30 protein-coding genes and 1 tRNA gene are annotated in these 25,514 nt (G+C 68.7%); 18 read left to right on the top strand and 13 right to left on the bottom strand.

All coding sequences use genetic code 11. The features are described from left to right. The first annotated feature begins 257 nt into the window (after positions 1-257). On the top strand, positions 258-983 hold the full coding sequence (locus H7I87_RS02680; protein WP_033727211.1) for a class I SAM-dependent methyltransferase: 726 nt from the start codon (positions 258-260) through the stop codon (positions 981-983). Between the two features lie 4 nt (positions 984-987). Here the strand turns inward: H7I87_RS02680 and H7I87_RS02675 are convergent, their stop codons facing one another. The 3 genes from H7I87_RS02675 to H7I87_RS02665 are packed head-to-tail and all read right to left on the bottom strand — an operon-like array spanning position 988 to position 3,381. Then, positions 988-2,154, bottom strand: coding sequence for a glycosyltransferase (locus H7I87_RS02675; protein WP_023861021.1), 1,167 nt, complete (start codon positions 2,152-2,154; stop codon positions 988-990). 10 nt (positions 2,155-2,164) lie between these two features. After that, positions 2,165-2,671, bottom strand: a complete 507-nt coding sequence (locus H7I87_RS02670) for a DUF2505 domain-containing protein (RefSeq protein ID WP_011725800.1) — start codon at positions 2,669-2,671, stop codon at positions 2,165-2,167. 26 nt (positions 2,672-2,697) lie between these two features. Beyond that, complete coding sequence (locus H7I87_RS02665) at positions 2,698-3,381, bottom strand: M15 family metallopeptidase (protein WP_023861022.1); 684 nt, start codon at positions 3,379-3,381, stop codon at positions 2,698-2,700. A gap of 19 nt (positions 3,382-3,400) precedes the next feature. Between H7I87_RS02665 and H7I87_RS02660 the strand changes: the two genes are divergently transcribed. Beyond that, a complete protein-coding gene (locus H7I87_RS02660; protein WP_033727210.1) occupies positions 3,401-4,894 on the top strand; it encodes a serine hydrolase domain-containing protein in 1,494 nt (497 codons plus the stop codon). A 17-nt stretch (positions 4,895-4,911) separates the two neighbouring features. Here the strand turns inward: H7I87_RS02660 and H7I87_RS02655 are convergent, their stop codons facing one another. Beyond that, positions 4,912-5,775 carry a phytanoyl-CoA dioxygenase family protein gene (locus H7I87_RS02655; RefSeq protein WP_009978405.1) on the bottom strand — a complete coding sequence of 288 codons (864 nt, stop codon included), beginning with the start codon at positions 5,773-5,775 and terminating at the stop codon, positions 4,912-4,914. A gap of 79 nt (positions 5,776-5,854) precedes the next feature. Further along, positions 5,855-7,300, bottom strand: coding sequence for a phospholipase D-like domain-containing protein (locus H7I87_RS02650; RefSeq protein WP_033727209.1), 1,446 nt, complete (start codon positions 7,298-7,300; stop codon positions 5,855-5,857). Positions 7,301-7,369: 69 nt separating this feature from the next. On the opposite strand from H7I87_RS02650, the gene H7I87_RS02645 reads away from it, so the two are divergent. Continuing rightward, a complete protein-coding gene (locus tag H7I87_RS02645; RefSeq protein ID WP_033715299.1) occupies positions 7,370-7,702 on the top strand; it encodes a DUF732 domain-containing protein in 333 nt (110 codons plus the stop codon). A 9-nt stretch (positions 7,703-7,711) separates the two neighbouring features. On the opposite strand, the gene H7I87_RS02640 is transcribed toward H7I87_RS02645, so the two are convergent. Beyond that, complete coding sequence (locus H7I87_RS02640) at positions 7,712-8,716, bottom strand: oxygenase MpaB family protein (RefSeq protein ID WP_019684413.1); 1,005 nt, start codon at positions 8,714-8,716, stop codon at positions 7,712-7,714. A 97-nt stretch (positions 8,717-8,813) separates the two neighbouring features. Here H7I87_RS02640 and H7I87_RS02635 point away from each other — a divergent pair, with 97 nt between their 5' ends. Genes H7I87_RS02635 through H7I87_RS02625 form a run of 3 tightly spaced genes read left to right on the top strand, consistent with a single transcriptional unit; the run spans position 8,814 to position 10,163 of the window. After that, positions 8,814-9,410, top strand: coding sequence for a TetR/AcrR family transcriptional regulator (locus tag H7I87_RS02635; protein ID WP_009978399.1), 597 nt, complete (start codon positions 8,814-8,816; stop codon positions 9,408-9,410). A 14-nt stretch (positions 9,411-9,424) separates the two neighbouring features. Next, the gene (locus H7I87_RS02630) at positions 9,425-9,697 is read left to right on the top strand and encodes a hypothetical protein (protein ID WP_003874869.1); all 273 of its coding nucleotides are present in this window, start codon (positions 9,425-9,427) and stop codon (positions 9,695-9,697) included. A 58-nt stretch (positions 9,698-9,755) separates the two neighbouring features. After that, positions 9,756-10,163 (top strand): DUF4267 domain-containing protein, encoded by a 408-nt coding sequence (locus H7I87_RS02625; RefSeq protein ID WP_023881364.1) that lies wholly within the window; start codon positions 9,756-9,758, stop codon positions 10,161-10,163. A 7-nt stretch (positions 10,164-10,170) separates the two neighbouring features. Here the strand turns inward: H7I87_RS02625 and H7I87_RS02620 are convergent, their stop codons facing one another. Together H7I87_RS02620 and H7I87_RS02615 are read right to left on the bottom strand one after the other, a co-directional pair. Continuing rightward, the gene (locus H7I87_RS02620; protein WP_011725793.1) at positions 10,171-11,646 is read right to left on the bottom strand and encodes a protein adenylyltransferase SelO; all 1,476 of its coding nucleotides are present in this window, start codon (positions 11,644-11,646) and stop codon (positions 10,171-10,173) included. Positions 11,647-11,681: 35 nt separating this feature from the next. Beyond that, positions 11,682-12,245 carry a hemerythrin domain-containing protein gene (locus H7I87_RS02615; protein ID WP_023881363.1) on the bottom strand — a complete coding sequence of 188 codons (564 nt, stop codon included), beginning with the start codon at positions 12,243-12,245 and terminating at the stop codon, positions 11,682-11,684. Between the two features lie 283 nt (positions 12,246-12,528). Here H7I87_RS02615 and H7I87_RS02610 point away from each other — a divergent pair, with 283 nt between their 5' ends. After that, on the top strand, positions 12,529-13,449 hold the full coding sequence (locus tag H7I87_RS02610; RefSeq protein ID WP_063967051.1) for an HpcH/HpaI aldolase/citrate lyase family protein: 921 nt from the start codon (positions 12,529-12,531) through the stop codon (positions 13,447-13,449). A gap of 4 nt (positions 13,450-13,453) precedes the next feature. Here H7I87_RS02610 and H7I87_RS02605 read toward each other — a convergent pair whose 3' ends face one another. Next, entirely contained in the window at positions 13,454-14,728 is a 1,275-nt protein-coding gene (locus H7I87_RS02605; RefSeq protein ID WP_063967052.1) for an HNH endonuclease, read from the bottom strand. A 53-nt stretch (positions 14,729-14,781) separates the two neighbouring features. Here H7I87_RS02605 and H7I87_RS02600 point away from each other — a divergent pair, with 53 nt between their 5' ends. After that, positions 14,782-15,138 (top strand): DUF488 domain-containing protein, encoded by a 357-nt coding sequence (locus H7I87_RS02600; RefSeq protein ID WP_009978389.1) that lies wholly within the window; start codon positions 14,782-14,784, stop codon positions 15,136-15,138. 21 nt (positions 15,139-15,159) lie between these two features. Further along, positions 15,160-15,786: a GNAT family N-acetyltransferase gene (locus H7I87_RS02595; RefSeq protein WP_011725790.1), complete on the top strand. Its 627-nt coding sequence runs from the start codon at positions 15,160-15,162 to the stop codon at positions 15,784-15,786. Between the two features lie 10 nt (positions 15,787-15,796). Here H7I87_RS02595 and crcB (H7I87_RS02590) read toward each other — a convergent pair whose 3' ends face one another. Both crcB (H7I87_RS02590) and crcB (H7I87_RS02585) read right to left on the bottom strand, forming a co-directional pair. After that, positions 15,797-16,165 (bottom strand): fluoride efflux transporter CrcB, encoded by a 369-nt coding sequence (gene crcB / locus H7I87_RS02590; RefSeq protein WP_011725789.1) that lies wholly within the window; start codon positions 16,163-16,165, stop codon positions 15,797-15,799. Further along, positions 16,162-16,560 (bottom strand): fluoride efflux transporter CrcB, encoded by a 399-nt coding sequence (crcB, locus tag H7I87_RS02585; RefSeq protein ID WP_011725788.1) that lies wholly within the window; start codon positions 16,558-16,560, stop codon positions 16,162-16,164. The genes crcB (H7I87_RS02590) and crcB (H7I87_RS02585) overlap by 4 nt, the downstream gene beginning before the upstream one ends. A gap of 101 nt (positions 16,561-16,661) precedes the next feature. On the opposite strand from crcB (H7I87_RS02585), the gene pgm reads away from it, so the two are divergent. The 5 genes from pgm to H7I87_RS02560 all read left to right on the top strand — a co-directional run bounded on the left by pgm (position 16,662) and on the right by H7I87_RS02560 (position 20,373). Further along, positions 16,662-18,305, top strand: coding sequence for a phosphoglucomutase (alpha-D-glucose-1,6-bisphosphate-dependent) (gene pgm / locus H7I87_RS02580; RefSeq protein ID WP_019732970.1), 1,644 nt, complete (start codon positions 16,662-16,664; stop codon positions 18,303-18,305). Between the two features lie 92 nt (positions 18,306-18,397). Then, positions 18,398-19,579 carry an MFS transporter gene (locus H7I87_RS02575; protein ID WP_011725787.1) on the top strand — a complete coding sequence of 394 codons (1,182 nt, stop codon included), beginning with the start codon at positions 18,398-18,400 and terminating at the stop codon, positions 19,577-19,579. 43 nt (positions 19,580-19,622) lie between these two features. Beyond that, positions 19,623-19,695: transfer RNA gene (locus H7I87_RS02570), tRNA-Ala, on the top strand. Between the two features lie 91 nt (positions 19,696-19,786). Beyond that, the gene (locus tag H7I87_RS02565; RefSeq protein ID WP_009978381.1) at positions 19,787-19,993 is read left to right on the top strand and encodes a hypothetical protein; all 207 of its coding nucleotides are present in this window, start codon (positions 19,787-19,789) and stop codon (positions 19,991-19,993) included. Beyond that, a complete protein-coding gene (locus H7I87_RS02560; protein ID WP_009978380.1) occupies positions 19,990-20,373 on the top strand; it encodes a type II toxin-antitoxin system death-on-curing family toxin in 384 nt (127 codons plus the stop codon). The genes H7I87_RS02565 and H7I87_RS02560 overlap by 4 nt, the downstream gene beginning before the upstream one ends. A gap of 46 nt (positions 20,374-20,419) precedes the next feature. On the opposite strand, the gene H7I87_RS02555 is transcribed toward H7I87_RS02560, so the two are convergent. Beyond that, positions 20,420-20,635 carry a hypothetical protein gene (locus H7I87_RS02555; protein ID WP_003874885.1) on the bottom strand — a complete coding sequence of 72 codons (216 nt, stop codon included), beginning with the start codon at positions 20,633-20,635 and terminating at the stop codon, positions 20,420-20,422. 227 nt (positions 20,636-20,862) lie between these two features. On the opposite strand from H7I87_RS02555, the gene H7I87_RS02550 reads away from it, so the two are divergent. After that, positions 20,863-21,057: a hypothetical protein gene (locus H7I87_RS02550; protein WP_011725785.1), complete on the top strand. Its 195-nt coding sequence runs from the start codon at positions 20,863-20,865 to the stop codon at positions 21,055-21,057. Here the strand turns inward: H7I87_RS02550 and H7I87_RS02545 are convergent. Then, a complete protein-coding gene (locus H7I87_RS02545; protein ID WP_011725784.1) occupies positions 21,054-22,496 on the bottom strand; it encodes an aldehyde dehydrogenase in 1,443 nt (480 codons plus the stop codon). The two genes, H7I87_RS02550 and H7I87_RS02545, sit on opposite strands and share 4 nt — an antisense overlap. 164 nt (positions 22,497-22,660) lie before the next feature. Here H7I87_RS02545 and H7I87_RS02540 point away from each other — a divergent pair, with 164 nt between their 5' ends. From H7I87_RS02540 to H7I87_RS02530, 3 genes are read left to right on the top strand one after another with little or no spacing between them, the layout of a single operon-like run. After that, the gene (locus H7I87_RS02540; RefSeq protein WP_011725783.1) at positions 22,661-23,929 is read left to right on the top strand and encodes an aromatic ring-hydroxylating oxygenase subunit alpha; all 1,269 of its coding nucleotides are present in this window, start codon (positions 22,661-22,663) and stop codon (positions 23,927-23,929) included. Further along, positions 23,926-24,261 (top strand): hypothetical protein, encoded by a 336-nt coding sequence (locus H7I87_RS02535; RefSeq protein WP_011725782.1) that lies wholly within the window; start codon positions 23,926-23,928, stop codon positions 24,259-24,261. Before H7I87_RS02540 ends, H7I87_RS02535 begins: the two co-directional genes overlap by 4 nt. Further along, positions 24,258-25,505, top strand: a complete 1,248-nt coding sequence (locus tag H7I87_RS02530) for a metal-dependent hydrolase family protein (protein ID WP_019732974.1) — start codon at positions 24,258-24,260, stop codon at positions 25,503-25,505. The genes H7I87_RS02535 and H7I87_RS02530 overlap by 4 nt, the downstream gene beginning before the upstream one ends. Positions 25,506-25,514 lie beyond the last annotated feature (9 nt).

The raw sequence follows: 25,514 nt of genomic DNA, 5'->3' as shown, positions 1-25,514 counted from the left end.
ATAGGCCACGCAGGCACCCTACGGCCCACCGGCTAGTGCACAAATCCGCACCAGGCCACAACCGAAGACACAGGTCACAGCCCTACACAACCGTCGGATCGCCGACAGTGATAAAAGTCAGGTCTCATCCGGAAGCTGCTGCGCACCGCACACGGTGTCCTCACGCACCACTTCCAGCCGCGGGTCGCCCGGCAAGTCGATGTCGATATGCTCGGCCTGCCGATCGCCGCGGAGGAGTTCATGCGCAGGAGCGGGTCATGACGGATCCCCTGTGGACCGCCTATGCCGAGAAGGTGGACAAGGTCGACGGCTGGTTCTTCGAGGCCGACGTCGAGCTCTTCAGTCATCTGCTCGCTCGCCAGACGGCCGAGGGGATCAGCGGCGACATGCTGGAAATCGGCACCTACCAAGGCAAGTCGGCCATCCTGATGGGCTACGGTCTCCGCGACGACGAAGAACTGGTGATCTGCGATTTGTTCGAAGCGGTGGTGGACCACACCCACGGGTCGCCGAGCCCACGCGACCAATACTCGGGCTTGGACCAACAGCAGTTCCTGGCCAACTGGGACCGCTTCCACACTCGCCGGCCGATCATCGAGGTCTGCGAATCATCGCAGCTCGACCTGGGAGAGCGCGCCGTGCGCCTGGCCCACATCGACGGCTGCCACGCCTACCCGTGCGTCGCCCATGACATCGAGCTGGCCGTGAGACACACGGCCGACCGGGGCGTGGTCGTGCTGGACGATTACCGGGGCGTCGAAACCCCCGGCGTCGCCGCGGCCGTCTGGCAGGCTGTCGGCAACGGTGTCTTGTTCCCGTTCGCGGCGACGTACATGAAGCTCTACGCCTGCGCGTCGCCGGCCGACCAGCATTACTGGTTGGAACAGGTCCGTGGTCGCGGTGACATCTGCGCCTTCCCCGACTTCGAGTTCCCCTCCTATCGGAGCATCTCCGAGGCGCAGCTTCGCCCCCTCGATCGCTGAGCGGTCAGCCGCAAGAACCTTGGCGCGCTGCGTCTTCCAAGACATCGGCCGCTGCCGACGCGCTTTCGGCGGGTGTTCTCATCCGCGCGGCCACCGCACGGGTACGGGCGACGTAACGGGGATCGAGGACCGACTGCAGATCCGCCACCAGCGAATCCGGGGTCGTCTCCGAGAAATGCCGTCCGATGCCGACTTCCAGCTGATTGATCACCGCGGCCCACAGCGGTTGGTCGACCGAGACGGCGAGCACCAGGCTGGGCACTCCCGCCCGTATCGCCGCGAATGTGGTGCCGGGACCGCCGTGGTGGACGACCGCGCGGCACGCGGGAAACACGGTCGAGTGGTTCACCGCGCTCACCGCCTTGACGTGGTCGCCGGTCGGGATCTGGGTGAGATCGCTGACGCCGCTGCAAATCAGCGCCCGCTCGCCCAGCTCGGCGCACGCGCTGGTGATCATTGCGATCACATCACCCGGCGATGCGACCCGTGCGCTGCTGCCGAAGCCGAAGTAGATCGGCGGCGACCCCGCAGCGATCCAGGACAGCACCTCGTCGTCGGCCTCGGTCGGCAACGCCAGCGTCAGCGCACCGACGAAAGGGCGTCGGACCTCGCAATGCGCCCATTCGGCCGCCAGCCCGGGAAAGAAGAATTCGTCGTAGGCCTGCAGCTCCATCGGCCGTCGCGCCGCCGGTGCGGTCGCCCCCGACAGGCCCAGCGCCCGGCGCTGGGCGGATTCGGCTTCCTGGGTCAACTGCGCGGCCCCACCGCTGGGGTAATAGTGCAGTGTGGCCGCCGGAATGTCGTAGTACTCAGCGACATTGGCGGCCAGGCCGTGCTCGCTCGTGTCGGTCAACAGCAAGTCGGCCCCATCGGCCAGCGACGTCAGCGCGGTGCCCAACGAGGGCCAGAGCCGCTTGAGATCCTCCGAAATCACCCACGCCAGAAACATCGGGTTCGGCGCAGTGCCGTATTTGCGGACGATGTCCTCGTTCTGCTTGACCTGGTCCGGGCCGTGGGGAACCGCGGAAAGCCCCGCCGACTCGACGAAGCGAATGTAGTTGGGCGGCACCGCCATCCGTACCTCGTGACCCCGACGCTGCAGCTCCCGGCCGATCGTGGCGAACGGCTCGACATCCCCGCGGGTTCCCATGGTCGCGAGCGCAAATCTCATTGCCGGGGCGTCACGCGTTCTCGTCGATCCAGGTGGTGGTGAAGCGCAGCATCTCGGGAATACCCTTGGCCAGATCGGCGCCGATGGTCTTCTCGAGTTTGCGGCCCACCAAAGGGATTTTGACCTCGACGCGCACGGCGGAACGCAATCGCGAGCCCCCGTCTTCGGCCGGCTCCAGCCAGCTTTCCGCGCGACCCGACCCCAATCCGCCGGACGCCGAGACGTCGACCTGGCCGCGCACCTGGCCGTCACCGTCTCGTCGCCACGTCTCGGTCTGCACGATCTTGACGTCACCGCGAACGAATTTGGCCACCGCGCCCGGCAACAACTGACGACCGAGGTGCTGGGTGACGCGCACCGTCACCGTGCCGTCGCCGTCGACCACCAGCGAGTCCAACGTGGTAGTGGCGGCGGCGGGAGCGATCCGTGCCAGCCAATAGTCCTCGCGACCGAACGCCGCGTGGATCTGCTCGACGCTGGCGGGCGACTCGGTCGAGACGTCAATGGAGCGCGACATATCGAACCCAGGCTACCGAGGCTGCTTCAGGGCCGCTCGAAATGCTGGTAGTCGACGGGCGCCGTCCACTGTCCACCCCAGCGCCACCCGCTGTCGGTGAAGGCGCGCACGGCCGGGTCGCCGTCGTGGAGCAGGCCCGGGTCGGTGCGGTCGCGGTCCAGAAAGTCCCCGGCGTTCTGCGGTTGGAAGGCGCCGGTGGGGTACAGGCACGGGTTGAGACGCGGGTTGAGGTCGATCGCCCGGCCGTAGGCATGCTGCGACCAGCGGTCGCTGCCCGGAATGCCCCGGCAATTGAACGCCGAGGTGTTGTCGTCCTCCATGGACAGCTCGTCGTCCGCGTCGCGGTAGTGATCGACCGTGCGGATCTTCTCGATGGGAAAGCCCAGCCGGTACAGCCGAGCGAAGATCGTGACGACCTGCGGCGCCAGGTCTTGGTGCACGATCAGCTCGCCCCGGTGGGTTTGGCCGTCGAAACCGATGTGGTCGACGTCGACCCGTCGCAGTTGCCCGGGTTCCACCGGGCAGCCCGGGTGCCAGCTCGCGCCCAGTTCGGCGGCGGTCACCGGCCGGACCGTCGGGTCGGCGGCGGCCGACGAAGCGGTGCACTGCGCCAGCATGACCGCGCCCGCCAGCACCGCCGCCCAGCGTCCGCCGGGCAGCAGCGACGGTGCGCCCGCGCGCTTGTTTCCGCCCTGTGCTGCCGCGCCCACCGCGACCTACGCTTGCCTCATGCCCGGTCACCCATCGGTGCGAAATGTCCTCGTCCTGGCAACCATCTTGCTCACCCTGGTGGCGGCTTCCTCGACCGGCCGTGTGGTGCATACCTCGCCGAGCGAGGCCCCGCCGGCGTCGATGACGCCACATGCGTCGCTGGTTCCCGAATCGACTTCTCCCGCAGAAGATTTCACAACCATCTCCAAGCCGGTGAACGACGCGATCGCCGCGCGCGGGCTGCCGGGCGCCGTGGTGATGGTCGGCCACGGCGGCAAGGTGGTCTTCCACCAGGCGTACGGGTCGCGCAAGCTCGCCGGCGAACCCGGGCTGGACGGGGCGCCCGCACCCGCGGAGCCGATGACCGAGGACACGATCTTCGACCTGGCGTCGCTGACCAAGTGCCTGGCCACCGCGGTGGCGGTGATGCAGCTTTACGAACAGGGCAAGGTCGCGTTCGACGATCCCGTGCAGAAGTATCTGCCCGACTTCAACACCACGAACGATCCCCAGCGCGCGAAGGTCACGATTCGCATGCTGCTGACGAACACCTCGGGAGAGGGCATCGACGTCAGCCTGCGGGATCCGTGGGGGCTGGCTGGACCCGACAAGGCAGAGGGCATCCATCGCGCGCTCACCACGCCGCTACAGTCGGCACCCGCCGGGGAGTTCCGCTACTCCGACATCAATTACCTGCTGCTCGGCGCGCTGCTCGAGAAGATCACCGGCGAGGACGAGGACGACTACGTGCCGCACCACGTGTTCGGGCCGCTCGGCATGCACGACACCCGGTATCTTCCGCCGGCCAAGGCGTGCGGCCCCCACATCATCCGGGGAGCCGCGATCGCCTGGGCGCCGAACGGCGAGCCGACGACGGAGTGCCCCGAATGGACTTGGCGCACAACACTTTTGCCGCGCATCGCGCCGACTGCACGTGACGAGGAAAGCAGGGACGACCCGAGCAAGAACCCGGATTACTATGCCCTGCTGCGGGGTACGGTGCACGACCCGACGGCCCGCCGGATGGGCGGCGTGGCCGGCAACGCCGGCGTGTTCTCCACGGCGCACGACGTCGGCGTCTATGCGCAGGCCCTGCTGGATCGGCTGGCCGGGCGCCCGAGTGACTTTCCACTGCAGCAGGACACTGTCGAGCTGATGACGACCCCGCAGCAACCGGGCCATGACCCCCGACAACTGGAAGCGGCCAACCGTGCCGCCCGGTCAGGCACGCCGAACTATCCGGCGATCAAGGGGCAAAACCTGTTCGGGTTCGGCTGGGACATCGACACCGGCTACTCCAGGCCGCGGGGACGCGTCTTTCCCATCGGCAGCTTCGGCAACACCGGATTCACCGGAACCACGCTGTGGATGGACCCGGGCTCGGACACCTACGTGATCCTGCTGTCCAACTCGATCCACCTGCGGGGCAGCCCGCCGATCTCGAATCTGCGCGGTGACGTGGCCACCGCCGCCGCCCGGGCCCTACACCTTTACGGCGCCGCCCCGCCGTAGCGCTGAAGACCCAAAAGCTATGCGTCCGGCTCCATTTCAAGCAGCCGCAATGGATGCAGGCCGTCGACCGCGCCGACGAACGGCGGGTGGATGCTGTAGCCCAGCATGCGGCGAATGTCGTCGGAGACCGTCCGCGCGATGTCGCGCGGCACCGACAGGGTGAAGGCCTCCATCGGCCGCAGCCACGGTTGGCAGTACTGGGCGGTGACGGCGAGGCGATCGCGGTCGGTGGTGTTGGCGCCGCCGCCGTGCCACAACGTCCCGACGAACAAGACGCACGAACCCGCGGGCATCACGACGGGTATCGCCTCGTCGTCCGGGCCCGGCCGGCGCTTGCCCCAGCGGTGGCTGCCCGGGTAGAGCACGGTGGCGCCGTTGTCGGCGGTGAACTCGTCGATCGCCCAGATGGTGGCCGCCGCCAACGGGGCCCGCGGCCGCGGAACCGGGTAGAAGCCGTCGTCGTGGTGCGCCAGCTGCGCGGCCTCGCCGGGCTGAATGTTGATGGCCTGCAACGCCGAAAGCAGATAGTTGGGCATCAGCAACCGGTCGAGCACCGCGAGCACCCGGGCATGGTCGACCAGCCGATCACACACTCGGGTGCGGCTCAGCACGCTGTAGACGCGCTGGGTGCGCCGGCCCTCGAACGAGTTGCGCCCGGTGTGCCCGAGCCAGGGCCGCACGGTCTCGCGAATCTGCGCGCACTGCTCGGTGCTGAGCAGGTTCTCCCAGATGACGTAGCCGTCGCGGTCGAGTGCGGCCATGTCGGTCCCGACGATCGCGCTGTCCACCGAACTCCCGCCGGTCGGCGTCCGCTTGTACCGTTGCGCCAGATCGCCCCTGAGGTCCTCCAGCGTGGTCACGGATTCGTCGTCGATGCTCATGTTGCTCGTCCTTAGTCCGCCGGCGCTGCTGTCCACAGTAGGCCGGGTTCGGCCCGACCCCCACCCGAATCGCCGCGGGTCAGCCCCGCCGGCCGGTGATGAGCCGCTGCACGCTGCGCGTCAGCGACCGGGGAACGTGGTCGGGGTCCATCAGCTCGCTTTCGGCCAGCGGGCCGGCCTCGTTGGCCACGGTGCGCTCGGTGAACGGCCGCAACGTCTTGCCGTCGCCGCGAAGTTCCTCGACAGCGGCCAGCAGCGACCCGCGATCGGCGATCGCCTCCTGCAGGGTGGCGACCGGTACACCGAGATGCTCGGCCACCAATTCGTTTCGCACCGAGGTGATTTCGCGCCGCACGTCGTCGTGCTGCGAGCCGCGCGCCTCGATGGCCACGTCGCATTCGCTGTCGAACCCCATCGACCGGTTGTTGAAATTCGACGAGCCGATGCGCAACAGCCGATCGTCGACCGCCAGCACCTTCGAGTGGATGTAGATCGGCGCACCGCCGTCGGTCACCGGCCAGTAGACACCGAGGCGATGGTGCTCGTCGGCGTCCCACAGCAGTCGGATCAGGCGGTGGCGTGCGCTGTCCATGGTTCCGCGTTCCAGCGGGTTGTTGCCTTTGCGCGCGAGCACGATGACGATCTGCGGGCCGTGTTCCTCGCGCAGCCGCTGCGCCAGTGCCTGGGCAATGGTTCGCGACGCCAGGTATTGGTTTTCCACATAGATGGTATCGCGGGCTGCCGCGATGGCGGCCAGGTTGAGCGCCTCGACCTGGCGCACCTCGGGCCGATCGTCGAGATCCGGCAGGGTGAGCGCGATTCCGACGTCGACGTTGCGCAGGGTCGGCCGCAGCTTGCTGGGCCACGCGCTGTGTTTGGCGGTGACCGGTGACAGCGATTGCTTGGTGGCGGTCTGCCACCGGGTGCGGGCTTGCTCGCCGAGCGCCCGTGCCGCCGCGCCGTCGACCGCCACCCCGACGTCGTGCCGCGGCCCGTAGCCGCGCCCGGCTGTGCGGCGGCGCCGGCTGGTGTGCTCGTGCGCGCGGGTGTCCCACCGGTCGAGGGTCAGATCGATACCGCCGCAGAACGCCACCGCATCGTCGACGACGACGATCTTCTGATGATGCACCGAGCCGACCGGGTGGGCGCCGTCGATGGCGAAGTGCATTCGCCTGCTGCTGATCTGGTTCAGCAGCGACACCGGGGTGAGCCCGAACCACAGGCCGTCGAGCGCCGGAAGCAGGCGCAGGTTGGACTTCAGCAGGTGGATCTGCAGGGCGGGGCGTTTGCGCACCATCCAGAAAAGGAAGGCGCCCAACTGGTTTGGGCCGGGCAGTGTCTTGTCGCCGCGTTCGAAGGTCACGCGGGAGTCGAAGTCCCAGCCGACCAGCATGATTCGATGGCGGGCGCGCAGCATCGCCGCCTTGACGTGCCGGAAGTAGTCGGCCGCGTCGATGATGGCGGCGAACCGATCGGCGCGCGCCGTGCGCCAGCACGTCTGGCCGGGGGTCAGCAGCGCGGGCATACGACTGTGTACCACACCCCAGCCGGGGGCCGGGATGCGTCGGCGGCCCGTCTGTACGAGGATGAAGCGATGCGAATGCTTGCGCTGCTCGCCGGCTTCGCCGTGCTGGCCGGGATGGCCGCGCCGGCGCACGCCGATCCGGCCGGCACCACGGGATCCGACGCCAGCTTCCTGGCCGCGCTCAACCAGGCCGGCATCACCTACCAGAACCCGGCGACCGCCATTGAAGTGGGCAAACGGGCGTGCGAGCTGATGGACCAGGGCAGCCCTCAGGTCGAGGTCATCAAGAACGTGTCGTCGAGCAATCCGGGGTTCACGGTGGACGGCGCCGCCCAGTTCACCATGATCGCGGCCAGTGCCTACTGTCCGCAGCATCTGGGGCAGCGGGTCGGGCCGGGCTAGCTGCCGGCGCTACACCGATTGGAAGCTGCGCTCGACCTCGGCGCGGCTGCGCACCTGGTCGGTGCCCAGCACGTAGCTCGGCACCGTGTGCGGGACGGTGGTGCCACCCCTGACCCGGGCCTGAGCCTGCCGGAACTCCGGGGCCGGGCCCGACGCGGCATGGATGCCGTTGATGATCGCCCACACCGCACTGCGACGGGCGGTGCGCTCGATGATGTTGCAGTCGCGGTGCTGCAACATCTGCTTGGCCCATTTCGGCATGGTGTCGCGGATGGCCCAGTCGACGGCGGCCTGCGGCATGGCCACGTTGGGGCCCGTGCCCATCGCTTTGCCATGCGTGACAGCCAGTTTCGGCAAGTAGGATTCCAGGCACTCGAGTGTCTCGGCCTTGGTGGCGGGCAGATCGGTGCCTCCCAGCGCGTGCCCGACGCGGACGAACTCGCCGTAATAGCGGTCGAGTGCCTTGCCGCGCAACGGCATTGGGTGATACAGCTCGTGCGCGGTGGCGATGCCCCAGACGACCGTCGCGTAGTTCCAGCGCAGCCATTCGGGATCGTCGGCGTCGTAGCGGGCCCCGTCCGGGCGAGTGCCCTTGATGGTGTGGTGCATCGCCCGCACGGATTTCGCCAGCCGTTCGGCGGTTTCGGTCGACCCGTAGGCGGTGCCGATGAAGAACGCCACCGAGTGGCCCAGCCGGGTCGCCGCACCCTCGGGATCGATGACCGGCACGTGGGACACCGGGTTGCCGTTGCTGTCCCGCTTGATCAGTCGCGAGTGATGCATGCCCATCCAGTAGATCGACGGGTCGAGGGTTTCCATGAAGGCCGCACACTGCAGGCCGAAGATCAAGGCCGGCAGGTGCGAATGCACCCGCCACACGGCGCTGTCCGGACCGAACCAGCCCGGATCGCCAACGGGCGCCGCGAACTCCATGCCGCGGAAGAAATACCGCCGCATGTTGTCGTCCAACTGCTTGTTGATCAGCTGCCCGATGATCTGGTGTGGCAGGAACACAGCGCACTCCCTCAAACTTTGGTCACGGCTGTGACCAGAATATGTTTCTGGCTACGGGTGTGACAAGACCGGGGCGATGTCGACTTAGGCTGTAGGGATGTCCAGCCCCAGCCGGTGGGCCGGTGTACCGCTCAAGGACCGCCGCGCCGAGCGACGTGCGCTGCTGGTCGAGGCCGCGTATCGGCTGTTCGGCAGCGAGGGAGAGGCGGCCGTCTCGGTGCGCTCGGTGTGCCGGGAGTGCGGGTTGAACACCCGGTACTTCTACGAAAGCTTCCGCGATACCGACGACCTGCTCGGCGCGGTCTACGACCGGGTCAGCGAGCAACTCGAAGAAGTGATCGCGGCCGCCATCGAGCAGGCCGGGGATTCGCTGCGCGCCCGGACCCGGGCCGGCATCGCGGCGGTGCTGGGCTTCTCCTCGGCCGATCCGCGCCGCGGCCGGGTGCTGTTCACCGATGCCCGCACCAACCCGGTGCTGGCAGCCCGGCGCCGCGCCACCCAGGACATGTTGCGCCAGGGGGTGCTGAGCGAGGGCTGGCGTCTGAATCCGCGCTCCGATCCGGTGGCCGCCGAGGTGGCCGCGGCCATGTACACCGGCGCCATGGCCGAGCTTGCCCAGCAGTGGCTGGCCGGTCATTTGGGCGGTGATCTCGACGCCGTCGTCGATTACGCTTCGAAGCTGGTGCTGCGGTAGCGGGGAGTGCGGTCATGGCGCGGATCGACAATGCGATGGACCCGGTGCGGCGCGTGCTGCGACACCAGATCAGCGTCGGCGCGCTCATCGAGTTGGCGGTGTGGCTGGCGATCCCCTACCTGTGTATCGGCTTCGCGTGGACCGTTTTTCACGCCGATCAGACCCACCGAATCCAGGCGCGGATCGAGGCGGTGTGGCCCGCCGGCGCCGACGTCGCGGCCTTCGGGGTGGCCACGGCGTTGTGGCCGGCGTCGCTGCAAATCGCCGACGCGTGCCCTACGCCGTAGCCGACTTTCGCTCCGAACACGTGCGCGACGGCACCGTTTGCTCCTAGGCTGACACACCATGTCCATCGACCGATTCGGCCTTCTTGCGGGCACCATCCGGCTGGCCTCCGGCGTCTCCTTCCTCGTCGATCCGCTGCGCGCCAACAAGTTGTGGGGCGATCCCGAGGAGCCGACGCCCACCGCGCGACTGTTGTTGCGGTCCATGGGTTATCGCGACGCGTTGATCGGTGCGCTGCTCGCCTGGTCGGCGCTGCGCGGCAAGAACACCCGCGGCTGGTTCCTGGCCTCCGCCGGCGCGGACGTGTCCGACCTGGTCGGCGGGCTGAGCGTGCACGACCAGCTGCAGGCGTCGCAGAAGATCATCGGCCTGGGCGGGGCCACCGTCGGGATCGCGACCGGGTTGTGGGGCGCGGTACGCCCGGCCAAGCGCCGGCCAGCCCGGGTCGTGGCCGAAGAAACCGGCTAACGTAACCTCAAGTGCCGCAGAAGGTTTGGTACTTCCCGAAGTCCTCGGGGGCGGGGCTGGCGTAGCGCTCGAAGCCCGGGCGTTCGGTGTAGGGCGCCGTCACCGCGGCGAGCAGCTGGTCGAGCGGGTCGAGGTCGCCGTCGGTCGCCGCGGCGAGCGCCTCCTCGACCAGATGGTTGCGCGGAATGTAGATCGGGTTGACGCGATCCATCGCGTCGGCGTCGGGACCCAGCGCCCGCCAGCGCGCCAACCACGCGTCGAAGCCGGGCAGGTCCATGAACATTTCGCGGGCCGGTTCGGCGGCCGACCTGTCGTCGCCGCGCGCCGCCCGGCCGAGCTGGCGGAAGAAGGACGTGTAGTCGACGTGGTTGGCCTTGAGCAGGGCCAGCAGTTCGTCGATCAACGCCGCCGCGAATTCCGCGTCGACCTGCGCGGGCAGGCCGAGTTTGGCCCGCATCCCGGCGGCCCACACCGCGTCATAACGGGTCTGGAAGACGCCGAACGACCGCTCGGCGAGCGCGATCGCCTCCTCGGTGTTCTCCGAGAACAGCGGCAGCAGGGTCTCGGCGAAGCGGGCGAGGTTCCATCCGGCGATGACCGGCTGGTTGCCGTAGGCGTAGCGGCCCCAGAAATCGATGGAGCTGAACACCGTGTCGGGGTCGTAGGCCTCCATGAACGCGCACGGCCCGTAGTCGATCGTTTCCCCGGAGATGGTCATGTTGTCGGTGTTCATCACGCCGTGCACGAACCCGATCAGCATCCACTGGGCGATCAGCGACGCCTGGGCCGCGACGACGGCCTCGAACAGGGCCAGGTAGGGCTGCTCGGCGTCCGCGGCGCCGGGATGGTGGCGGGCGATCGCGTGGTCGGCCAGCCGGCGCAGCAGGTCCCTGTTGCCGGTCGCGGCTGCGTATTGGAAGCTGCCCACCCGCAGGTGACTGCCGGCCACCCGGGCCAGAACCGCGCCCGGCAGCGTGGCCTCCCGGTACACCGGGCGCCCGGTGCCGACCACGGCCAGCGATCGGGTGGTCGGCACGCCCAGCGCGTGCATCGCCTCGCTGACGACGTATTCGCGCAGCATCGGGCCCACCGCGGCCAGTCCGTCGCCACCCCGGGCGAACGGCGTCGCACCGGATCCCTTGAGGTGGATGTCACGCAGCCGACCCTCGTCGTCGACCAGCTCACCGAGCAGCAGGGCGCGCCCGTCGCCGAGCCGGGGGACGAAGCCGCCGAACTGATGCCCGGCGTAGGCCTGGGCGACCGGGGCAGCGCCGGTGGGCACCAGGTTTCCGGTCAGGAACCGCAGCCCGTCGGGACCGCGCAACCAGCCGGTGTCGAGGCCAAGCTGGGTGGCCAGGGGTTCGTTGAGCGCCAGCAGCCGCAGCTCGGGGAAGGTCTCGGCCTGCCAGCGGACCGCCAGTTCCGGTAATTCGCGGAAAAACCGGTCCTGCAGGGCAACGGTGGTCTCCGGTGCGACGCTCATCTCACCGAGGGTACGGAAACTCGGGCCGCCCCGGGCTAACCGCTGGCCCGGCCGATCAGGTCGCGGGCGCGATCGAGCATCGAGGCGAACGGGCCGACCGCGAAATTCAGCGTCGCCGATTCCACACCGGGATGCGGGTGGGTCGGGGCGATCGCCTCTGCGGCGCGCACCGCGGTGCCCATCCGCTTGAGGTCGTCGCTGTCGAGGCGCTGCAGGGCCGGGAATTCCTCGTTTTCCTCCCGGGTGGCGTGCTCGAGCACGGCTTCTCGCAACTTCGTCACCTCGTCGAGGAACTGGTCCGTGGTGCTGTCCAGCTTTTCGATCGCCGACAGCAGTTCCTTGGCGCTGTGCTCTTCGTGCAAGCGGGCGTCGACGACCGCGTCGCCGGCATCGGCCTCCTTGCGTGCCCGCGGATGCACGAGCATTTCCTCGGCGGTTTCGTGCACCGCCAGCAATTGGCGCAGCGTCGCGAACGGCTCTTCGCGCGCTTTGGGATCGGTCGCGTGCAGCACCTGGTCGAACATGTCCTCGATGAGGTTGTGCTGTGCTTTCAGGAACGCGACGACTTCGTCGGGCGATTTGACAATCATGTCGGCCATCGCCGATACCTCCTGTGTCCGGCAGAGTGGGATACGCACGTTCGGGCTGCATGCGGCTGGCCCAGGCATACCCGCCGGCCGAATCGCTAAACGGTGGCGCGTATCGCGTTGGCGCACAGCCGGTTTCATCCTTGGCGGCGGTCTTGGCGGCTCGTGGTGCGCTGCCATAAGTGACCTCGAGTGGCGACTGGGCGGGGTAACTGAAACCACGGGTCCGGGATACTCGCTACGGTTAGGGACAACACGCCCGTCCGGAACACACAGAGACGACAGATCAGCCGAAATGTACGAACAGGTCAACAGCAGCGCCGCCGAGCCCGACGACATCGGCTCCCGCATCGACCCGGTCCTGGCCCGGAGTTGGCTCCTGGTCAACGGCACGCATCCCGACCGGTTCCAGTCCGCGGTGGACTCCCGCGCTGACATCGTGGTCTTCGACATCGAGGACGCCGTCGCGCCCAAGGACAAGAACGCCGCCCGCGACAACGTGGTGAGCTGGCTGCGCGCCGGCAACGTCGACTGCGTGCGCATCAACGGTTTCGGCACCCCCTGGTGGGCGGACGACCTGACCGCCCTGGCCGGCACACCGGTCGGCGGGGTCATGCTGGCGATGGTCGAATCGGTCGACCACGTCACCGAGACGGCGAAGCGGCTGCCCGACGTGCCGATCGTCGCCCTGGTCGAAACGGCCCGGGGCCTGGAGCGCATCACCGAGATCGCCGCCACCAAGGGCACCTTCCGGCTCGCCTTCGGCATCGGTGACTTCCGCCGCGACACCGGTTTCGGGGAGGACCCGGCCACGCTCGCCTACACTCGTTCCCGCTTCACCATCGCCTCCAAGGCCGCCGACCTGCCCAGTGCGATCGACGGGCCGACCATCGGCTCCAATCCGCTGAAGCTGATCGAGGCCACCGCGGTGTCCACCCAATTCGGGATGACCGGCAAGATCTGCCTGACCCCGGACCAATGTTCCGTCGTCAACGAGGGCCTGTCGCCGTCGCAGGACGAAATAGCTTGGGCGAAAGAGTTTTTCGCCGAGTTCGAGCGTGACGGGGGAGAGATCCGCAACGGCTCCGACCTGCCCCGCATCGCCCGGGCCACCAAGATCCTCGAGCTGGCTCGCGCGTACGGCATCGAGGCGCTGGACATCGACGAGGAAGAACGCGACCACTCACCCGCGCCGTCGGACACCTACCACTACTGAGGCGTCAGGCGGCATGTCGTGCGAACGCGACGGCGACGCGGACTTCGACCGTGCTCATCGTGATCGCGGGAGCCCGCGGCGGGGCCGTCGACCGGTAGGTCTGGCCGGTGGGCGTCGTGAAAAGCGCTGTGTGGGTGTGGGTTTCGTCAACGCCGGCGCTCACCGTCCAGCCGGAGGTTTCCTTGACGTAGTTGCAGTGCTCGCACAGCCCCAGGCCGTTGCCGGCGCTGGTCGCGCCACCGTCGGCCCACGGCTGTGCGTGGTCGCGGTGCCGGATCGGCGCGTCGCAGTACGGGGTGCGGCAGCGCTGATCGCGTAGCCCGATGAACCGCGCCAGCCCCTGCGGGAACAGGCGCGCCCGCGACTCCATGGCCACCAGCGCCCCGGCCCGCGGGTGCGCGTAGAGCCGGCGCAGGGTGGCCCGCGACCTCGGGTCGGCGGCCGCGTTGGCGACCATGCGGCGGGCGACCGCCGCGGGAATCGGGCCGTAGCCACTGATCTCGCCCGGCGCATCCGCACCGCCGAGCAGCGTTTCGTCGGACAGCACCAGGTTGACCGCGACCGAGGTGGGCACCGTCGCGCGGCGGCCGGTGACCCTTTCCACCAGGGTGTCGGCCATGACCTGTCCGCGCGGGCGCCCGTCGCCGCGGGTGTCGGCCTCGCGGCGCAGCGCGGCATACACCGAAACCCCTTGGGCCACGGGCAATAACGCGGTCAGGTACGTCATCGTGTCGGGCGCGGGCCGGATGGTGACCGTGCGGTCGTTCTCCGCCTTGGCCGCCCGCTCCACGACGGCATGCGGATCGAGCCGGTAGGCGATCGCCTTGGCGGCCGCGGCCACCCGCGCGTCGCCCATGCCGCTCAGGCCCGCCGGGTCGGCGCACAGCTCCGCATCCAGGGCGCGACGGTCCTCGGCGTCCAGGCAGGCGCTCTCGCGCACGATCAGTGTGGCCCGCCATTCGGAGAGCGCCCCGCACTCCAGCGCCGCCAGCGTGTGCGGCATTTCGTGCACCAGGGCCTTGGCGAAGCCCAGATGCCGACCGCCGCGCGCCGGCGAATCCCGCCGCGCCAGCGCGACCTCGCTGGCCACCCCGCGTCCGCGGCGCGCGGCGGGCACCCCGGCGGCCGCTTCGGCCGCTCGGCGCGCCGCGTCCAGTGCGGCCGCCGCCCGGGCCTGGGCCGCGGCGGCGGCGCACTTGAGCGTCTCCAGCTCGGAGATGCGCTCTATCAGCGCCGATTCGCCGGCCGCCGGGTCGACCGCCATCCGTGATTCGAACACGTGTTCGACCTTAGCAGGTTCCGCTGACGCCCGCCCGTCGCTAGCCTGGATGGATGAGCGCCGGCAGGCGGATCCAGGTGGCGCGGGTCTATGACAAGGTCGGTCCCGACGAGGGACAGCGTGTGCTGGTCGATCGGATCTGGCCGCGTGGCGTGCGCAAGGACGATCCGCGGGTGGGCATCTGGTGCAAGGACGTCGCACCGTCCAAGCAGCTGCGCGAGTGGTACCACCACGAACCGGAGCGGTTCGACGAATTCACGTCGCGATACAAGAGCGAACTGCGGGGCAACCCGGCGCTCGACGAGCTGCGCGCGCTCGCCAAGCGCGGCTCGGTCACCCTGGTCACCGCGACCCGCGACCTGGACATCAGCCAGGCGGCCGTGCTGGCCGAGCTGCTGAAAAGCGGCTGAGCGCGGGCAACGGTCGGGCGGATGAGCGGCGTCGAGCCCATTCTGCCGCGGGAGTTGACCGATCTTCCCGAGGCGATTCGCGGTGTCCCGGCGCCGCCCGTTCCGGCATTGCCGCAGCCCTACGGGTTGCGGGTCGTCGACCCCGATGCCGACGCGGAGACGGTGTGCGAGTGGATGAGCCGCCCGCATCTGGTGCAGGCCTGGGAGTCCAACTGGCCGCTGGCCCGGTGGCGGCGTTATCTGCGGGCCCAGCTGGACGGGGAGTTCTCTCGCCCGCTGATCGCCACGCTGGACGGGGTGGACCGCGCGTATCTCGAATTGTACCGGGCGGCAAAGGATTCCATCGCCACTCGATATGAGCACCACCCGCATGATCTGGGGTTGCACGTCGCGGTGGCGGATCTGGACCACATCGAGCGCGGCCATGTCAGCTATCTGCTGCCGCATCTGGTGGTCAGCCTGTTTTCGCTCGATCCGCGCTGCCGGCGGATCATGTTCGATCCCGACCACCGTAATGTGTTGGCGCGCAAGTTCTGTGAACGCAGCGGGTGCACGTTTCTCGGCGAGCATGACATGGCCAACCGGCGCATGGCGCTCTACGTGCTGCCACGGACCCCCGACGACGTGCCCCGGCGCCGCGACGCCTGACGGCGCGCGCTCACACCAACTGGGCCAGCTGCTGTCCGATGAACGCCGCCGCCCCACCGAGCACGACGCTGACCACGACGTTGGCCAGCGCCGCGCGCAGCTGACGCTCCTCGCCCAGGCGCTGCGTCTCCAGCATCCAGGTCGAAAAGGTGGTGTAGGCGCCGACGAACGCGGTGCCGGCCAACAGCGCCGCCTCCCTGCTCAGCGCCAGGCCGCCCAGGAAGCCGAGAAGCGCTGCGCCGCTGAGGTTCACGACGAGGGTGCCGAGCGGAAACGGCCGCGACACCCGGCGCGCCACCGCACCGTCGACGACGAATCGCAGCACCGATCCGACGCCGCCGATGAGCGCGACGCCGACCCAGACCGCGGCCGTCGTCATCGGCGCACCCGGACCCGGCGCACCAGTTTGGTCGCCAGGTGCACGGCCAACAACCCGGCCGCGATGCTGGTCAGGGTGTAGCCGGCCGCCAGGCCCCAGTAATGGTGTTCGAGCATGGTCAGCGTCTCGACCTGCATCGTGGAGAACGTGGTGAGTCCGCCACAGAATCCGGTGCCCAGCAGCGGGCGCCGGTAGCTCGACGTCGGCAATCGCTCCAGCAACCGGGTGGTGAAGTAACCCACCAGGAAGGCGCCGACGATGTTGACCGTGAACGTCGGCCACGGCCAGCTCGCCGGGTCGCCCGCCGCCAGCGCGCTCAGCGCGGCGCGAGCCAGCGAACCCAGCGCCCCGCCGGCGAACACCGCGGCCAACTCGCGGTAGTCGTGTTGCGCCACTGGCGTGAATTCCCTTCGTTCGCCGCTGCGCTATGCAGCGTATGGGGGCTCGCAACACCGGCGCCGCCGGGGCGACACGGAGACGGGCAGAATTGGAAATCATGGTGGCCAACTCTCGCGCCGGTCAGCCGGCCCAACCCGAAGACCTTGTCGACCTGCCCCACCTGGTGACGGCCTATTACTCGATTCAGCCCGATCCCGGCGACGTCGCCCAGCAGGTGGCGTTCGGCACGTCGGGTCATCGAGGTTCGGCGCTGGCCGGGGCGTTCAACGAGGCGCACATCCTGGCGATCACCCAGGCCATCGTCGAGTACCGCGCCGCGCACGGCATTTCCGGCCCGTTGTTCATCGGCCGGGACACGCACGGCCTGTCGGAGCCGGCCTGGGTATCGGCGCTGGAGGTGCTGGCCGCGAACGACGTCGTCGTCATGATCGACTCCCGCGACCGCTATACGCCCACCCCGGCGGTCAGCCACGCCATCCTGAGCTACAACCGCGGCCGCACCGAGGCGCTGGCCGACGGCATCGTCGTCACGCCCTCGCACAATCCGCCCTCGGATGGCGGCTTCAAATACAACCCGCCCAACGGCGGGCCCGCCGACTCGGACGTCACCAACGCAATTGCCAAGCGCGCCAACGAGATTCTGCGCGACGGCGCCGGCGTCAAGCGGGTGCCGCTGGCCCGGGCCCGGCGGGCCGCGCAACGCCACGACTACCTCGGCAACTACGTGGACGACCTGCCCAACGTGGTCGACATCGACGCCATCCGGTCGGCCGGCGTGCGGATCGGCGCCGACCCGCTGGGCGGGGCGAGCGTGGACTACTGGGGCGAGATCGCCGAGCGGCACAACCTGGACCTGACCGTGGTCAATCCGCTGGTCGACGCGACGTGGCGGTTCATGACGCTCGACCACGACGGCAAGATCCGGATGGACTGCAGCTCGCCGGATGCGATGGCGGGCCTGATCCGGACGGTGACCGCCGACCCCGGCCGCTTCCAGATCGCCACCGGCAACGACGCCGACTCCGACCGGCACGGCATCGTCACCCCCGACGGGGGCCTGCTGAACCCGAACCACTACCTGGCCGTGGCCATCGAATACCTCTACACCCAGCGGCCGTCCTGGCCGGGCGGCATCGCCGTCGGCAAGACCGCGGTGAGCTCGTCGATGATCGACCGGGTGGTGGCCGGCCTCGGCCGCAAGCTGATCGAAGTGCCCGTCGGCTTCAAGTGGTTCGTCGACGGACTGATCGGCGGCACCCTCGGATTCGGCGGCGAGGAGTCGGCCGGGGCGTCGTTCCTGCGGCGCGACGGCTCGGTGTGGACCACCGACAAGGACGGCATCATCCTGGCGTTGCTGGCCTCGGAGATCCTGGCGGTCACCGGATCGACTCCGTCCCAGCGTTATCAGCGGCTCACCGCGCAGTACGGGACGCCGTGCTACGCGCGGGTCGACGCGCCCGCCGACCGCGACCAGAAGGCCCGGTTGTCGAAGCTCTCCGCCGAGCAGGTGACCGCGACCGAGTTGGCCGGGGAGCCGATCACCGCGAAGCTGACCGCGGCGCCGGGCAATGGCGCCCCGCTGGGTGGATTGAAGGTGACGACGGCCAATGCCTGGTTTGCCGCGCGGCCGTCCGGCACCGAGGACGTCTACAAGATTTATGCCGAATCCTTCAACGGGCCGCAGCATTTGGCCGAGGTGCAGGAAACCGCGCGCGAGGTGGTTAATAAAGTCATCGGGTGACTTTTTCCCTCCGTCCTGCGCGCTTGGGGGAGCGTGCGCCGCGTCCCGGTCCGCTGCCGCGCGAAGTCTGGATCCTGAGCTGGGCGAACGTCATGGTCGCCTTGGGCTACGGGGTCATCTCGCCGGCGCTGCCGACCTTTGCGCGCAGCTTCGGGGTGAGCATCAAGGCGGTGACTTTCCTGGTCACCGTCTTTTCGTTGAGCCGGTTGTGTTTTGCGCCGATCAGCGGGCTGCTCACCGAACGATTGGGGGAGCGGCGAATCTATATCGGGGGTTTGCTGATCGTGGCGGTGTCCACCGCCGCGTGCGCCTTTTCCCAGGCGTATTGGCAGTTGATGCTGTGCCGGGTGTTCAGCGGCGTCGGGTCGACGATGTTCTACGTCTCGGCGCTGGGGCTGATGATCCACATCAGCCCTGCCGACGCGCGTGGCCGGATCGCGGGACTGTTCACCACCTCGTTCATGGTGGGCGCGGTCGGCGGTCCGGCGGTCGGCGGCCTGGCGGCGGGGTGGGGGTTGACCGCCCCGTTCGTCGTGTACGGCGTCGCGATGTTGGGTGTGGCGCTGGTGCTGTTCCTCGGCCTGCGCAATTCCGCGCTGGCCGCACCGCCACCCCCGACGCGATCGACGGTCACGATGCGCGAAGCGCTGCGGGTGCGCGCGTACCAGTCAGCGCTGCTGTCCAATTTCGCGACCGGCTGGTCGGCCTTCGGGCTGCGCATGGCACTCGTCCCGCTGTTCGTCTCCGACGTCATGGGTCGGGGTATCGGCACCATCGGCGTGGTGCTCGCCGCGTTCGCCGGCGGCAACGCGCTGGCGGTGGTGCCCAGTGGCTACCTGTCGGATCGGATGGGGCGGCGGACGTTGTTGATCGTCGGGCTGGTGACGTCCGGGGCGGCGACGGTCTGGCTGGGTTTTGTCGCGTCGCTGCCGGTGTTCCTGGTGGCGGCCGGCGTGGTCGGCGTGGTCACCGGGATCTACATGTCGCCGCTGCAGGCCGCCGTCGCCGACATCCTCGGCAACGAGGCGCGCGCCGGCCTGCCGGTGGCCACCGTGCAGATGATGTCGGACCTGGGCGCCATCGTCGGGTCCATGGCGGTGGGCTGGGCGGCCGAGCAGATCGGCTACGGCTGGGGCTTTTTCATCAGCGGGGTGGTCCTGCTGATCGCCGCCGTCGGCTGGGTGATGGCGCCGGAAACGCGGACGGCGACGGAGCTGGAGGCCGATCTGATGGCGGCGAGTCGGACGTCGAGCCGGTGTGAACAGCAACTTTGAAGGACGGTTACCGGTGGTGTAGCTTCGATGGGCACGACTTCTCGGGGCTATGGCGCAGCTGGTAGCGCACCACACTGGCAGTGTGGGGGTCAGGGGTTCGAGTCCCCTTAGCTCCACCCACTTTGATTCCGGCATTAGTTTTTTCGCATTCGTCTGTGCCGATTTTTGCGCGCCCACGGTGGTATCACTCTGGTATCATCGCTCCTCATGGGAATGACCTTGCGCCCCAGCGAGCAGCAGGCAGAAGCGCTGCGCCGGCAGGCCACGGCCGAAGGGCGCTCGATGCAGGCTGTTGCGTTATCGGCCATCGACGAATACATCGCCCGACGAGCGCACAAGACTAAGGTTGCCGCGGCGCTGCAACGGGTCGTCCGCGAGGAGGCCGGGGTTTTGGAGCGTCTTAAGGACGCGTGACCGAGTTCCTGAACCTCGAAGACTTGCTAGACATTGCCCGCGCGGCCGTCGGGACCAATGTCGTGGTCGCGGACTACGGCTTGCTTGAATCGGCTCTGGCACGGCCTCGCGCCTCGGCGTTCGGCCGGGATGCCTACCCGGATCTGCATGTGAAGGCCGCCGCACTGCTGCACTCCCTGGCCCGGAATCACGCGCTGGTGGACGGCAACAAGCGACTCGCTTGGACGGCCTGCCGGACCTTCCTGGCCATCAATGCGCACTGGATTGAAGCGCCGGAGGATGAGCGCTTCGACTTCGTGATCGGAGTCGCTACCGGTGCATTGACCAGTCTGGACGAGATCGCGGAACGACTGCGCAGGTGGAGCTACCAAGAGGACTGAGTCCGACGGCAATCTCGACGACGGCCGCGACGGAGTCAGACGACGGCTAGCAGAGGACTGCGGCCGAGAACCACCCGCCGGCCACCAGCGCGATGAGCAGCGCGGCGGTGGGTTGCCCCATGGCCGCGGCCGCGATGGCGCCCACGATTGCACTGATCAGGACCGTGACGGTCAGGAAGGCGACGAGCACGCGATGTGAATTGACAGCCGCACCGGCACGGGGGGCGATGACGGCCTTACGAGAGCGATCCACGCCAACCATGAAATCTCCTCCGGTGTGACGCCTGTAACAGAGCGCGGGCGATGTGTGACTTACATCACTATACCGCGAGACCGCCGATTAGGTTTTCACCGCGAAGAGCATTACTCTTTCCGGCGGTTCGTCCGCGACTCAGGAAAGCAGCCATGCCTGTTCAGCCCACATTGCTGCGCCGACAAGCACTGCGCAGTGCCCGCCGACAGCGGGTCGCTCCCCGCCTGAAGTGCCCGATGGTCGGCCAGTGCTTCGACATCGAAGTCACTCGTGACGCCGACGGATGGATGATCCGGATCCCCGAGTTGGGCAGGGTCGCCCGCGCCGCCAGCCGGGCCACGGTCGAGGTGGCCGCCCGGGAGTGCATCGCCACCTGGACCGGCATCCCGATCGGTTATGTCGCCGTCCACGTGGCGAGCGAGGCTCGCTAGCCGCTCGGCGCGACCGCGATCGATTTCGTGTCGAGGTAGCCGTCGAGCCCCTCGGGCCCCAGCTCGCGGCCGTAGCCGCTGGCCTTGACACCGCCGAACGGCGCGAACGGGTCCATGGTGTAGCCCTGGTTGACGCCGACGGTGCCGGTGTGAATCCGGGTGGCCAGCGCCAGCGCGCGGTCGGTGTCGTCGCTCCACACCGACCCGGCCAGGCCGTAATCGGAGTCGTTGGCGATCGCCACCGCCTCGTCGTCGTCGCGGTATGGGATGACGGTGATGACCGGACCGAAGATCTCTTCGCGTGCGATGCGCATGGCGTTGCCGGCGGCGGCGAACAGGGTGGGCCGGACATACCAGCCGCGGTCGAGCCCGTCGGGCATATCCGCACCGCCGACCACCAACCGCGCCCCCTCCTGCTGGCCGATCCGGATGTAGTCGCGGACCCGCTGCTGCTGGCGGCGCGACACCAGCGGGCCGAGGTCGGTGTCCGGGTCGGCGGGGTCGCCGACTCGCAGGCCGCCCATGTGGGCGGCGAGCGCGTCGACGTAATCGTCATGGCGCGCTTGGGGAACCAGCACTCGGGTCAGCGCATTGCAGATCTGGCCGCTGTTGGACAGGCTGGCCGCGCGCACCCCGGCGGCCACCTTGTCCGGCGGCGCATCGTCGAGCACCAGGGCGGCGGACTTGCCGCCCAGTTCCAGACTGACCTTGGTGAGGTTGGCCGCGCAGGCCGCGGCGACGGCGCGCCCGGCGGCCGTCGAGCCGGTGAAGGACACCTTGTCCACCCCGCGGTGCCCGGCGAGGTAGGCGCCCAGCGCGGCGTCGCCGGGCAGCACGCTGACCGCGCCGGGCGGCAGGTCGGCCTCGGAGATCATCTCGGCTAAAAGCAGTGCGTCCAAAGGACTTTCGGGTGCCGGCTTGAGCACGACGGTGCAGCCGGCCAGCAGGGCCGGGATGAGTTTGGTGACGATGAGGAACTGCGGCATGTTCCACGGCACGATCGCCGCGACAACGCCGACGGGTTCCCTGCGCACGTACACGTCGCTCCCGAAGAAGCCCGGCCTGGTCTCCTGCCAGGGATGGCGCTCGGCCAGGTCGCAGAACGCGCGGATCATGAAGGCGGGCAGGCCCACCTGGGCACGCCGGGCGAAGCTTATCGGGGCGCCGATCTCGGCGGTGATGGTCTCGGCCATCTCGGCGCGTCGCCGGTCGTAGATGTCGGCCAGCCGGCGGATCGCGGCGATGCGGTGTGACGGCCCGCCGCGGCTCCACGTTCCAGCGTCGAACGCCGCTCGCGCCGCGGCCACCGCCGCGTCGACGTCGGACGGTGTCGCCGCATCGACCTCGGCGACGGGCCGCTCGGTGTGCGGCGAGATGACGCGGATGACGTCGGCGCGCCGGCCGTGTCCGTCGGTTCGCACTGCGGCGTCGTGGTCCATCCGCGCCTCCCGGGCCAATATCAACTACTTGCTAATGACGGGTCGAGGATATACCGTCGCCCGTGACGGAGCTCCGCGGGACCGGTGAAACCGGTGCGCAGCTGGTTGTTTCGCGCGGGCGGCGCCCGGGGTTCCGGTGAGGTCGGACTGCTGAAGGAGCGAGCATGGCGCGATTTCCCAAACCGCCGGAGGGCAGCTGGACACAGCATTACCCCGAGCTGGGCACCGCGCCGGTGTCCTACGAGGACTCGATCAGCCCCGAGGTGTACGAGCTGGAGCGTGAGGCCATCTTCAAACGGGCCTGGCTCAATGTGGCTCGGGTGGAACAACTTCCACGCAAGGGCAGCTACCTCACCCGGGAACTGAAGGTCGTCAACACCTCAATCATCTTGGTCCGCAACGGATCCGGAGAGATCAAGGCGTTCCACAACGTGTGCCGGCACCGGGGCAACAAGCTGGTGTGGAACGACATGCCGCTGGAGGAAACGCGGGGCGTGTGCCGGCAGTTCACCTGCAAATACCATGCCTGGCGCTACGACCTGGACGGCAACCTCACCTTCGTGCAGCAGGAGGAGGAGTTCTTCGACCTGGACAAGAGCCGCTACGGGCTGGTGCCGGTGCACTGTGACGTGTGGGAGGGTTTCGTCTTCGTCAACTTCGCCAAGACACCGGAACAGTCGCTGCGGGAGTTCCTGGGGCCGATGATCACCGCCCTCGAGGGCTACCCGTTCGACAAGATGACGTCGCGCTGGTGTTACCGGTCGGAGGTCAAGGCGAACTGGAAGCTCTACATGGACGCGTTCCAGGAGTTCTATCACGCGCCCGTGCTGCACGCGAACCAGTCGCCGACCGCCTACTCGAAAGCCGCCGCCGAGGCCGGTTTCGAGGCGCCGCACTACCGGCTGGACGGTCCGCACCGGCTGGTCAGCACCTCGGGGGTGCGGGCCTGGGAGATGTCGCCGGAGATGCGCAAGCCGATCGAGGACATCTGCCGCAGCGGACTGTTCGGGCCGTGGGACAAGCCCGATCTGGGGCCGATGCCCGACGGGCTCAACCCCGCGAAATGCGATCCGTGGGGCCTGGATTCGTTCCAGCTGTTCCCCAACTTCGTCATCCTGTTCTGGGGCCAGGGTTGGTACCTGACCTACCACTACTGGCCGACGTCGTATCACAGCCACGTCTTCGAGGGCACGCTGTACTTCCCGGCGCCGCGCACCCCGCGCGAGCGGGTGGCCCAGGAACTGGCGGCGGTGTCGTTCAAGGAATACGGGCTGCAGGACGCCAACACCCTGGAGGCCACCCAGACCATGCTCGAATCGCGGGTGGTCGACAAGTTCGTGCTCAACGACCAGGAGATCCTGCTGCGTCACCTGCACAAGGAGACCGCGGCGTGGATCGACGACTATCGCCGGATGTCCACCGCGGGAGTGTGAACACGATGTCGATGCTGCCCGCCGAGTTCGCCGACCTCGAACCGTTCGCCGACTGGTGCCTGCCCAGCGAGCCCGAACGCTACGCCAAGAGGCTGGCCAGCTCCATGACGGAGATGAAGGCCTTCTACGACGCGATCACCCCGCGGGCCGAGGAGGCGCTGGCGTTCTGCGACAAGTTCTCCCTCGACGACCTGCCCGACGATGTGCTGAACCTGATGCACATGCTCTATTCGATGATCATGGTGTCCTTCCCGGTGGAGTGCTGGAAACAGCCCCGCGTCCCCGATTCGGGCGCCTCGACCCTGGACTGCGTATCCGAGCCCGTGCCATGACCACCGTGCTGCGGGCGGCCCGATGGGCGGACGTGGTGACCGGAAAGATCCACGCACCGGCGGTGATCGTGGTCGACGACGAACGCATCTCGGCGATGAACCCCGAAGGGCCGCTGCCGGATTCGGCCACCACCGTCGACCTCGGGGACACCACGCTGCTGCCCGGCCTGATGGACATGGAACTCAACCTGCTCATCGGCGGGCCGGGTGGGCCGGAGGGTCTGCCGTCGCCGATGCACGGCGTGCAGGACGACCCCGCCTACCGCACCCTGCGCGGGGCGGTCAACGCGCGCACCACCTTGGAGGCCGGGTTCACCACCGTGCGCAACCTCGGGCTGATGGTCAAGACCGGGGGATATCTGCTCGACGTCGCGCTGCAACGCGCCGTCGACGCGGGCTGGCACGCCGGGCCCCGGATCTATCCGGCCGGCCATGCCGTCACCCCGTACGGCGGGCATCTGGACCCGACGGTGTTTCAGCGGCTGGCCCCCGGGATCATGCCGCTGTCGGTGGCCGAGGGCATCGCCAACGGGGTGCCCGACGTAATCGCCTGCGTGCGTTACCAGATCCGGCACGGCGCCAAGCTGATCAAGGTGTCCGCCTCCGGCGGGGTGATGTCGCACAGCACCGCGCCCGGGGCGCAGCAGTACTCCGACGCCGAATTCGCCGCGATCGCCGACGAGGCCCACCGGGCCGGTGTCCGGGTGGCCGCACATGCGGTGGGGGACAGCGCAATCCAGGCCTGCATCCGTGCGGGCATCGACTGCATCGAACATGGCTTTCTGGCCAGCGACGAGACCATCCAGATGATGGTCGATCACGGCACGTTCCTGGTGTCGACCACCTACCTGACCGACGCCATGGCCATCGACCGCATCGCGCCGGAACTGCGCAAGAAGGCGCTCGAGGTTTTCCCGCGGGCAAAGGCCATGCTGCCCAAGGCGATCGAGGCCGGCGTCCGGATCGCCTGCGGCACCGATGCGCCGGCCATCCCGCACGGCCAGAACGCCAAGGAACTGGGCGCGCTGGTGCAGCGGGGCATGACCCCCGCCCAGGCGATCCGGGCGGCGACCGTGGTGGCCGCCGAGCTGATCGAGGCCGACGACGAGCTGGGCAGGCTGGCGCCCGGCTACCTCGCCGACATCATCGCGGTGCCCGGCAACCCGTTCGACGACATCGCCGCCACCCTCGACGTCCGCTTCGTCATGAAGAATGGACAGATCTACAAAACCCCTGCGGCCTAGCAGGAGGCA

This window comes from Mycobacterium timonense (genome assembly GCF_025821985.1).
GTDB classification, from domain to species: domain Bacteria; phylum Actinomycetota; class Actinomycetes; order Mycobacteriales; family Mycobacteriaceae; genus Mycobacterium; species Mycobacterium avium.
Note: the sequence above shows the minus strand (reverse complement) of the source record. Positions and strands in the feature narration are given on the sequence as shown.

Excerpts from the sequence above, each read along its gene's own strand:
- H7I87_RS02680 (WP_033727211.1), top strand. The coding sequence starts at position 258 with ATGACGGATCCCCTGTGGACCGCCTATGCCGAGAAGGTGGACAAGGTC.
- H7I87_RS02675 (WP_023861021.1), bottom strand. The coding sequence starts at position 2,154 with ATGAGATTTGCGCTCGCGACCATGGGAACCCGCGGGGATGTCGAGCCG.
- H7I87_RS02670 (WP_011725800.1), bottom strand. The coding sequence starts at position 2,671 with ATGTCGCGCTCCATTGACGTCTCGACCGAGTCGCCCGCCAGCGTCGAG.
- H7I87_RS02660 (WP_033727210.1), top strand. The coding sequence starts at position 3,401 with ATGCCCGGTCACCCATCGGTGCGAAATGTCCTCGTCCTGGCAACCATC.
- H7I87_RS02655 (WP_009978405.1), bottom strand. The coding sequence starts at position 5,775 with ATGAGCATCGACGACGAATCCGTGACCACGCTGGAGGACCTCAGGGGC.
- H7I87_RS02650 (WP_033727209.1), bottom strand. The coding sequence starts at position 7,300 with ATGCCCGCGCTGCTGACCCCCGGCCAGACGTGCTGGCGCACGGCGCGC.
- H7I87_RS02645 (WP_033715299.1), top strand. The coding sequence starts at position 7,370 with ATGCGAATGCTTGCGCTGCTCGCCGGCTTCGCCGTGCTGGCCGGGATG.
- H7I87_RS02635 (WP_009978399.1), top strand. The coding sequence starts at position 8,814 with ATGTCCAGCCCCAGCCGGTGGGCCGGTGTACCGCTCAAGGACCGCCGC.
- H7I87_RS02630 (WP_003874869.1), top strand. The coding sequence starts at position 9,425 with ATGGCGCGGATCGACAATGCGATGGACCCGGTGCGGCGCGTGCTGCGA.
- H7I87_RS02625 (WP_023881364.1), top strand. The coding sequence starts at position 9,756 with ATGTCCATCGACCGATTCGGCCTTCTTGCGGGCACCATCCGGCTGGCC.
- H7I87_RS02620 (WP_011725793.1), bottom strand. The coding sequence starts at position 11,646 with ATGAGCGTCGCACCGGAGACCACCGTTGCCCTGCAGGACCGGTTTTTC.
- H7I87_RS02615 (WP_023881363.1), bottom strand. The coding sequence starts at position 12,245 with ATGGCCGACATGATTGTCAAATCGCCCGACGAAGTCGTCGCGTTCCTG.
- H7I87_RS02610 (WP_063967051.1), top strand. The coding sequence starts at position 12,529 with ATGTACGAACAGGTCAACAGCAGCGCCGCCGAGCCCGACGACATCGGC.
- H7I87_RS02600 (WP_009978389.1), top strand. The coding sequence starts at position 14,782 with ATGAGCGCCGGCAGGCGGATCCAGGTGGCGCGGGTCTATGACAAGGTC.
- H7I87_RS02595 (WP_011725790.1), top strand. The coding sequence starts at position 15,160 with ATGAGCGGCGTCGAGCCCATTCTGCCGCGGGAGTTGACCGATCTTCCC.
- crcB (WP_011725789.1), bottom strand. The coding sequence starts at position 16,165 with ATGACGACGGCCGCGGTCTGGGTCGGCGTCGCGCTCATCGGCGGCGTC.
- pgm (WP_019732970.1), top strand. The coding sequence starts at position 16,662 with ATGGTGGCCAACTCTCGCGCCGGTCAGCCGGCCCAACCCGAAGACCTT.
- H7I87_RS02575 (WP_011725787.1), top strand. The coding sequence starts at position 18,398 with ATGGTCGCCTTGGGCTACGGGGTCATCTCGCCGGCGCTGCCGACCTTT.
- H7I87_RS02565 (WP_009978381.1), top strand. The coding sequence starts at position 19,787 with ATGGGAATGACCTTGCGCCCCAGCGAGCAGCAGGCAGAAGCGCTGCGC.
- H7I87_RS02555 (WP_003874885.1), bottom strand. The coding sequence starts at position 20,635 with ATGGTTGGCGTGGATCGCTCTCGTAAGGCCGTCATCGCCCCCCGTGCC.
- H7I87_RS02550 (WP_011725785.1), top strand. The coding sequence starts at position 20,863 with ATGGTCGGCCAGTGCTTCGACATCGAAGTCACTCGTGACGCCGACGGA.
- H7I87_RS02545 (WP_011725784.1), bottom strand. The coding sequence starts at position 22,496 with ATGGACCACGACGCCGCAGTGCGAACCGACGGACACGGCCGGCGCGCC.
- H7I87_RS02540 (WP_011725783.1), top strand. The coding sequence starts at position 22,661 with ATGGCGCGATTTCCCAAACCGCCGGAGGGCAGCTGGACACAGCATTAC.
- H7I87_RS02530 (WP_019732974.1), top strand. The coding sequence starts at position 24,258 with ATGACCACCGTGCTGCGGGCGGCCCGATGGGCGGACGTGGTGACCGGA.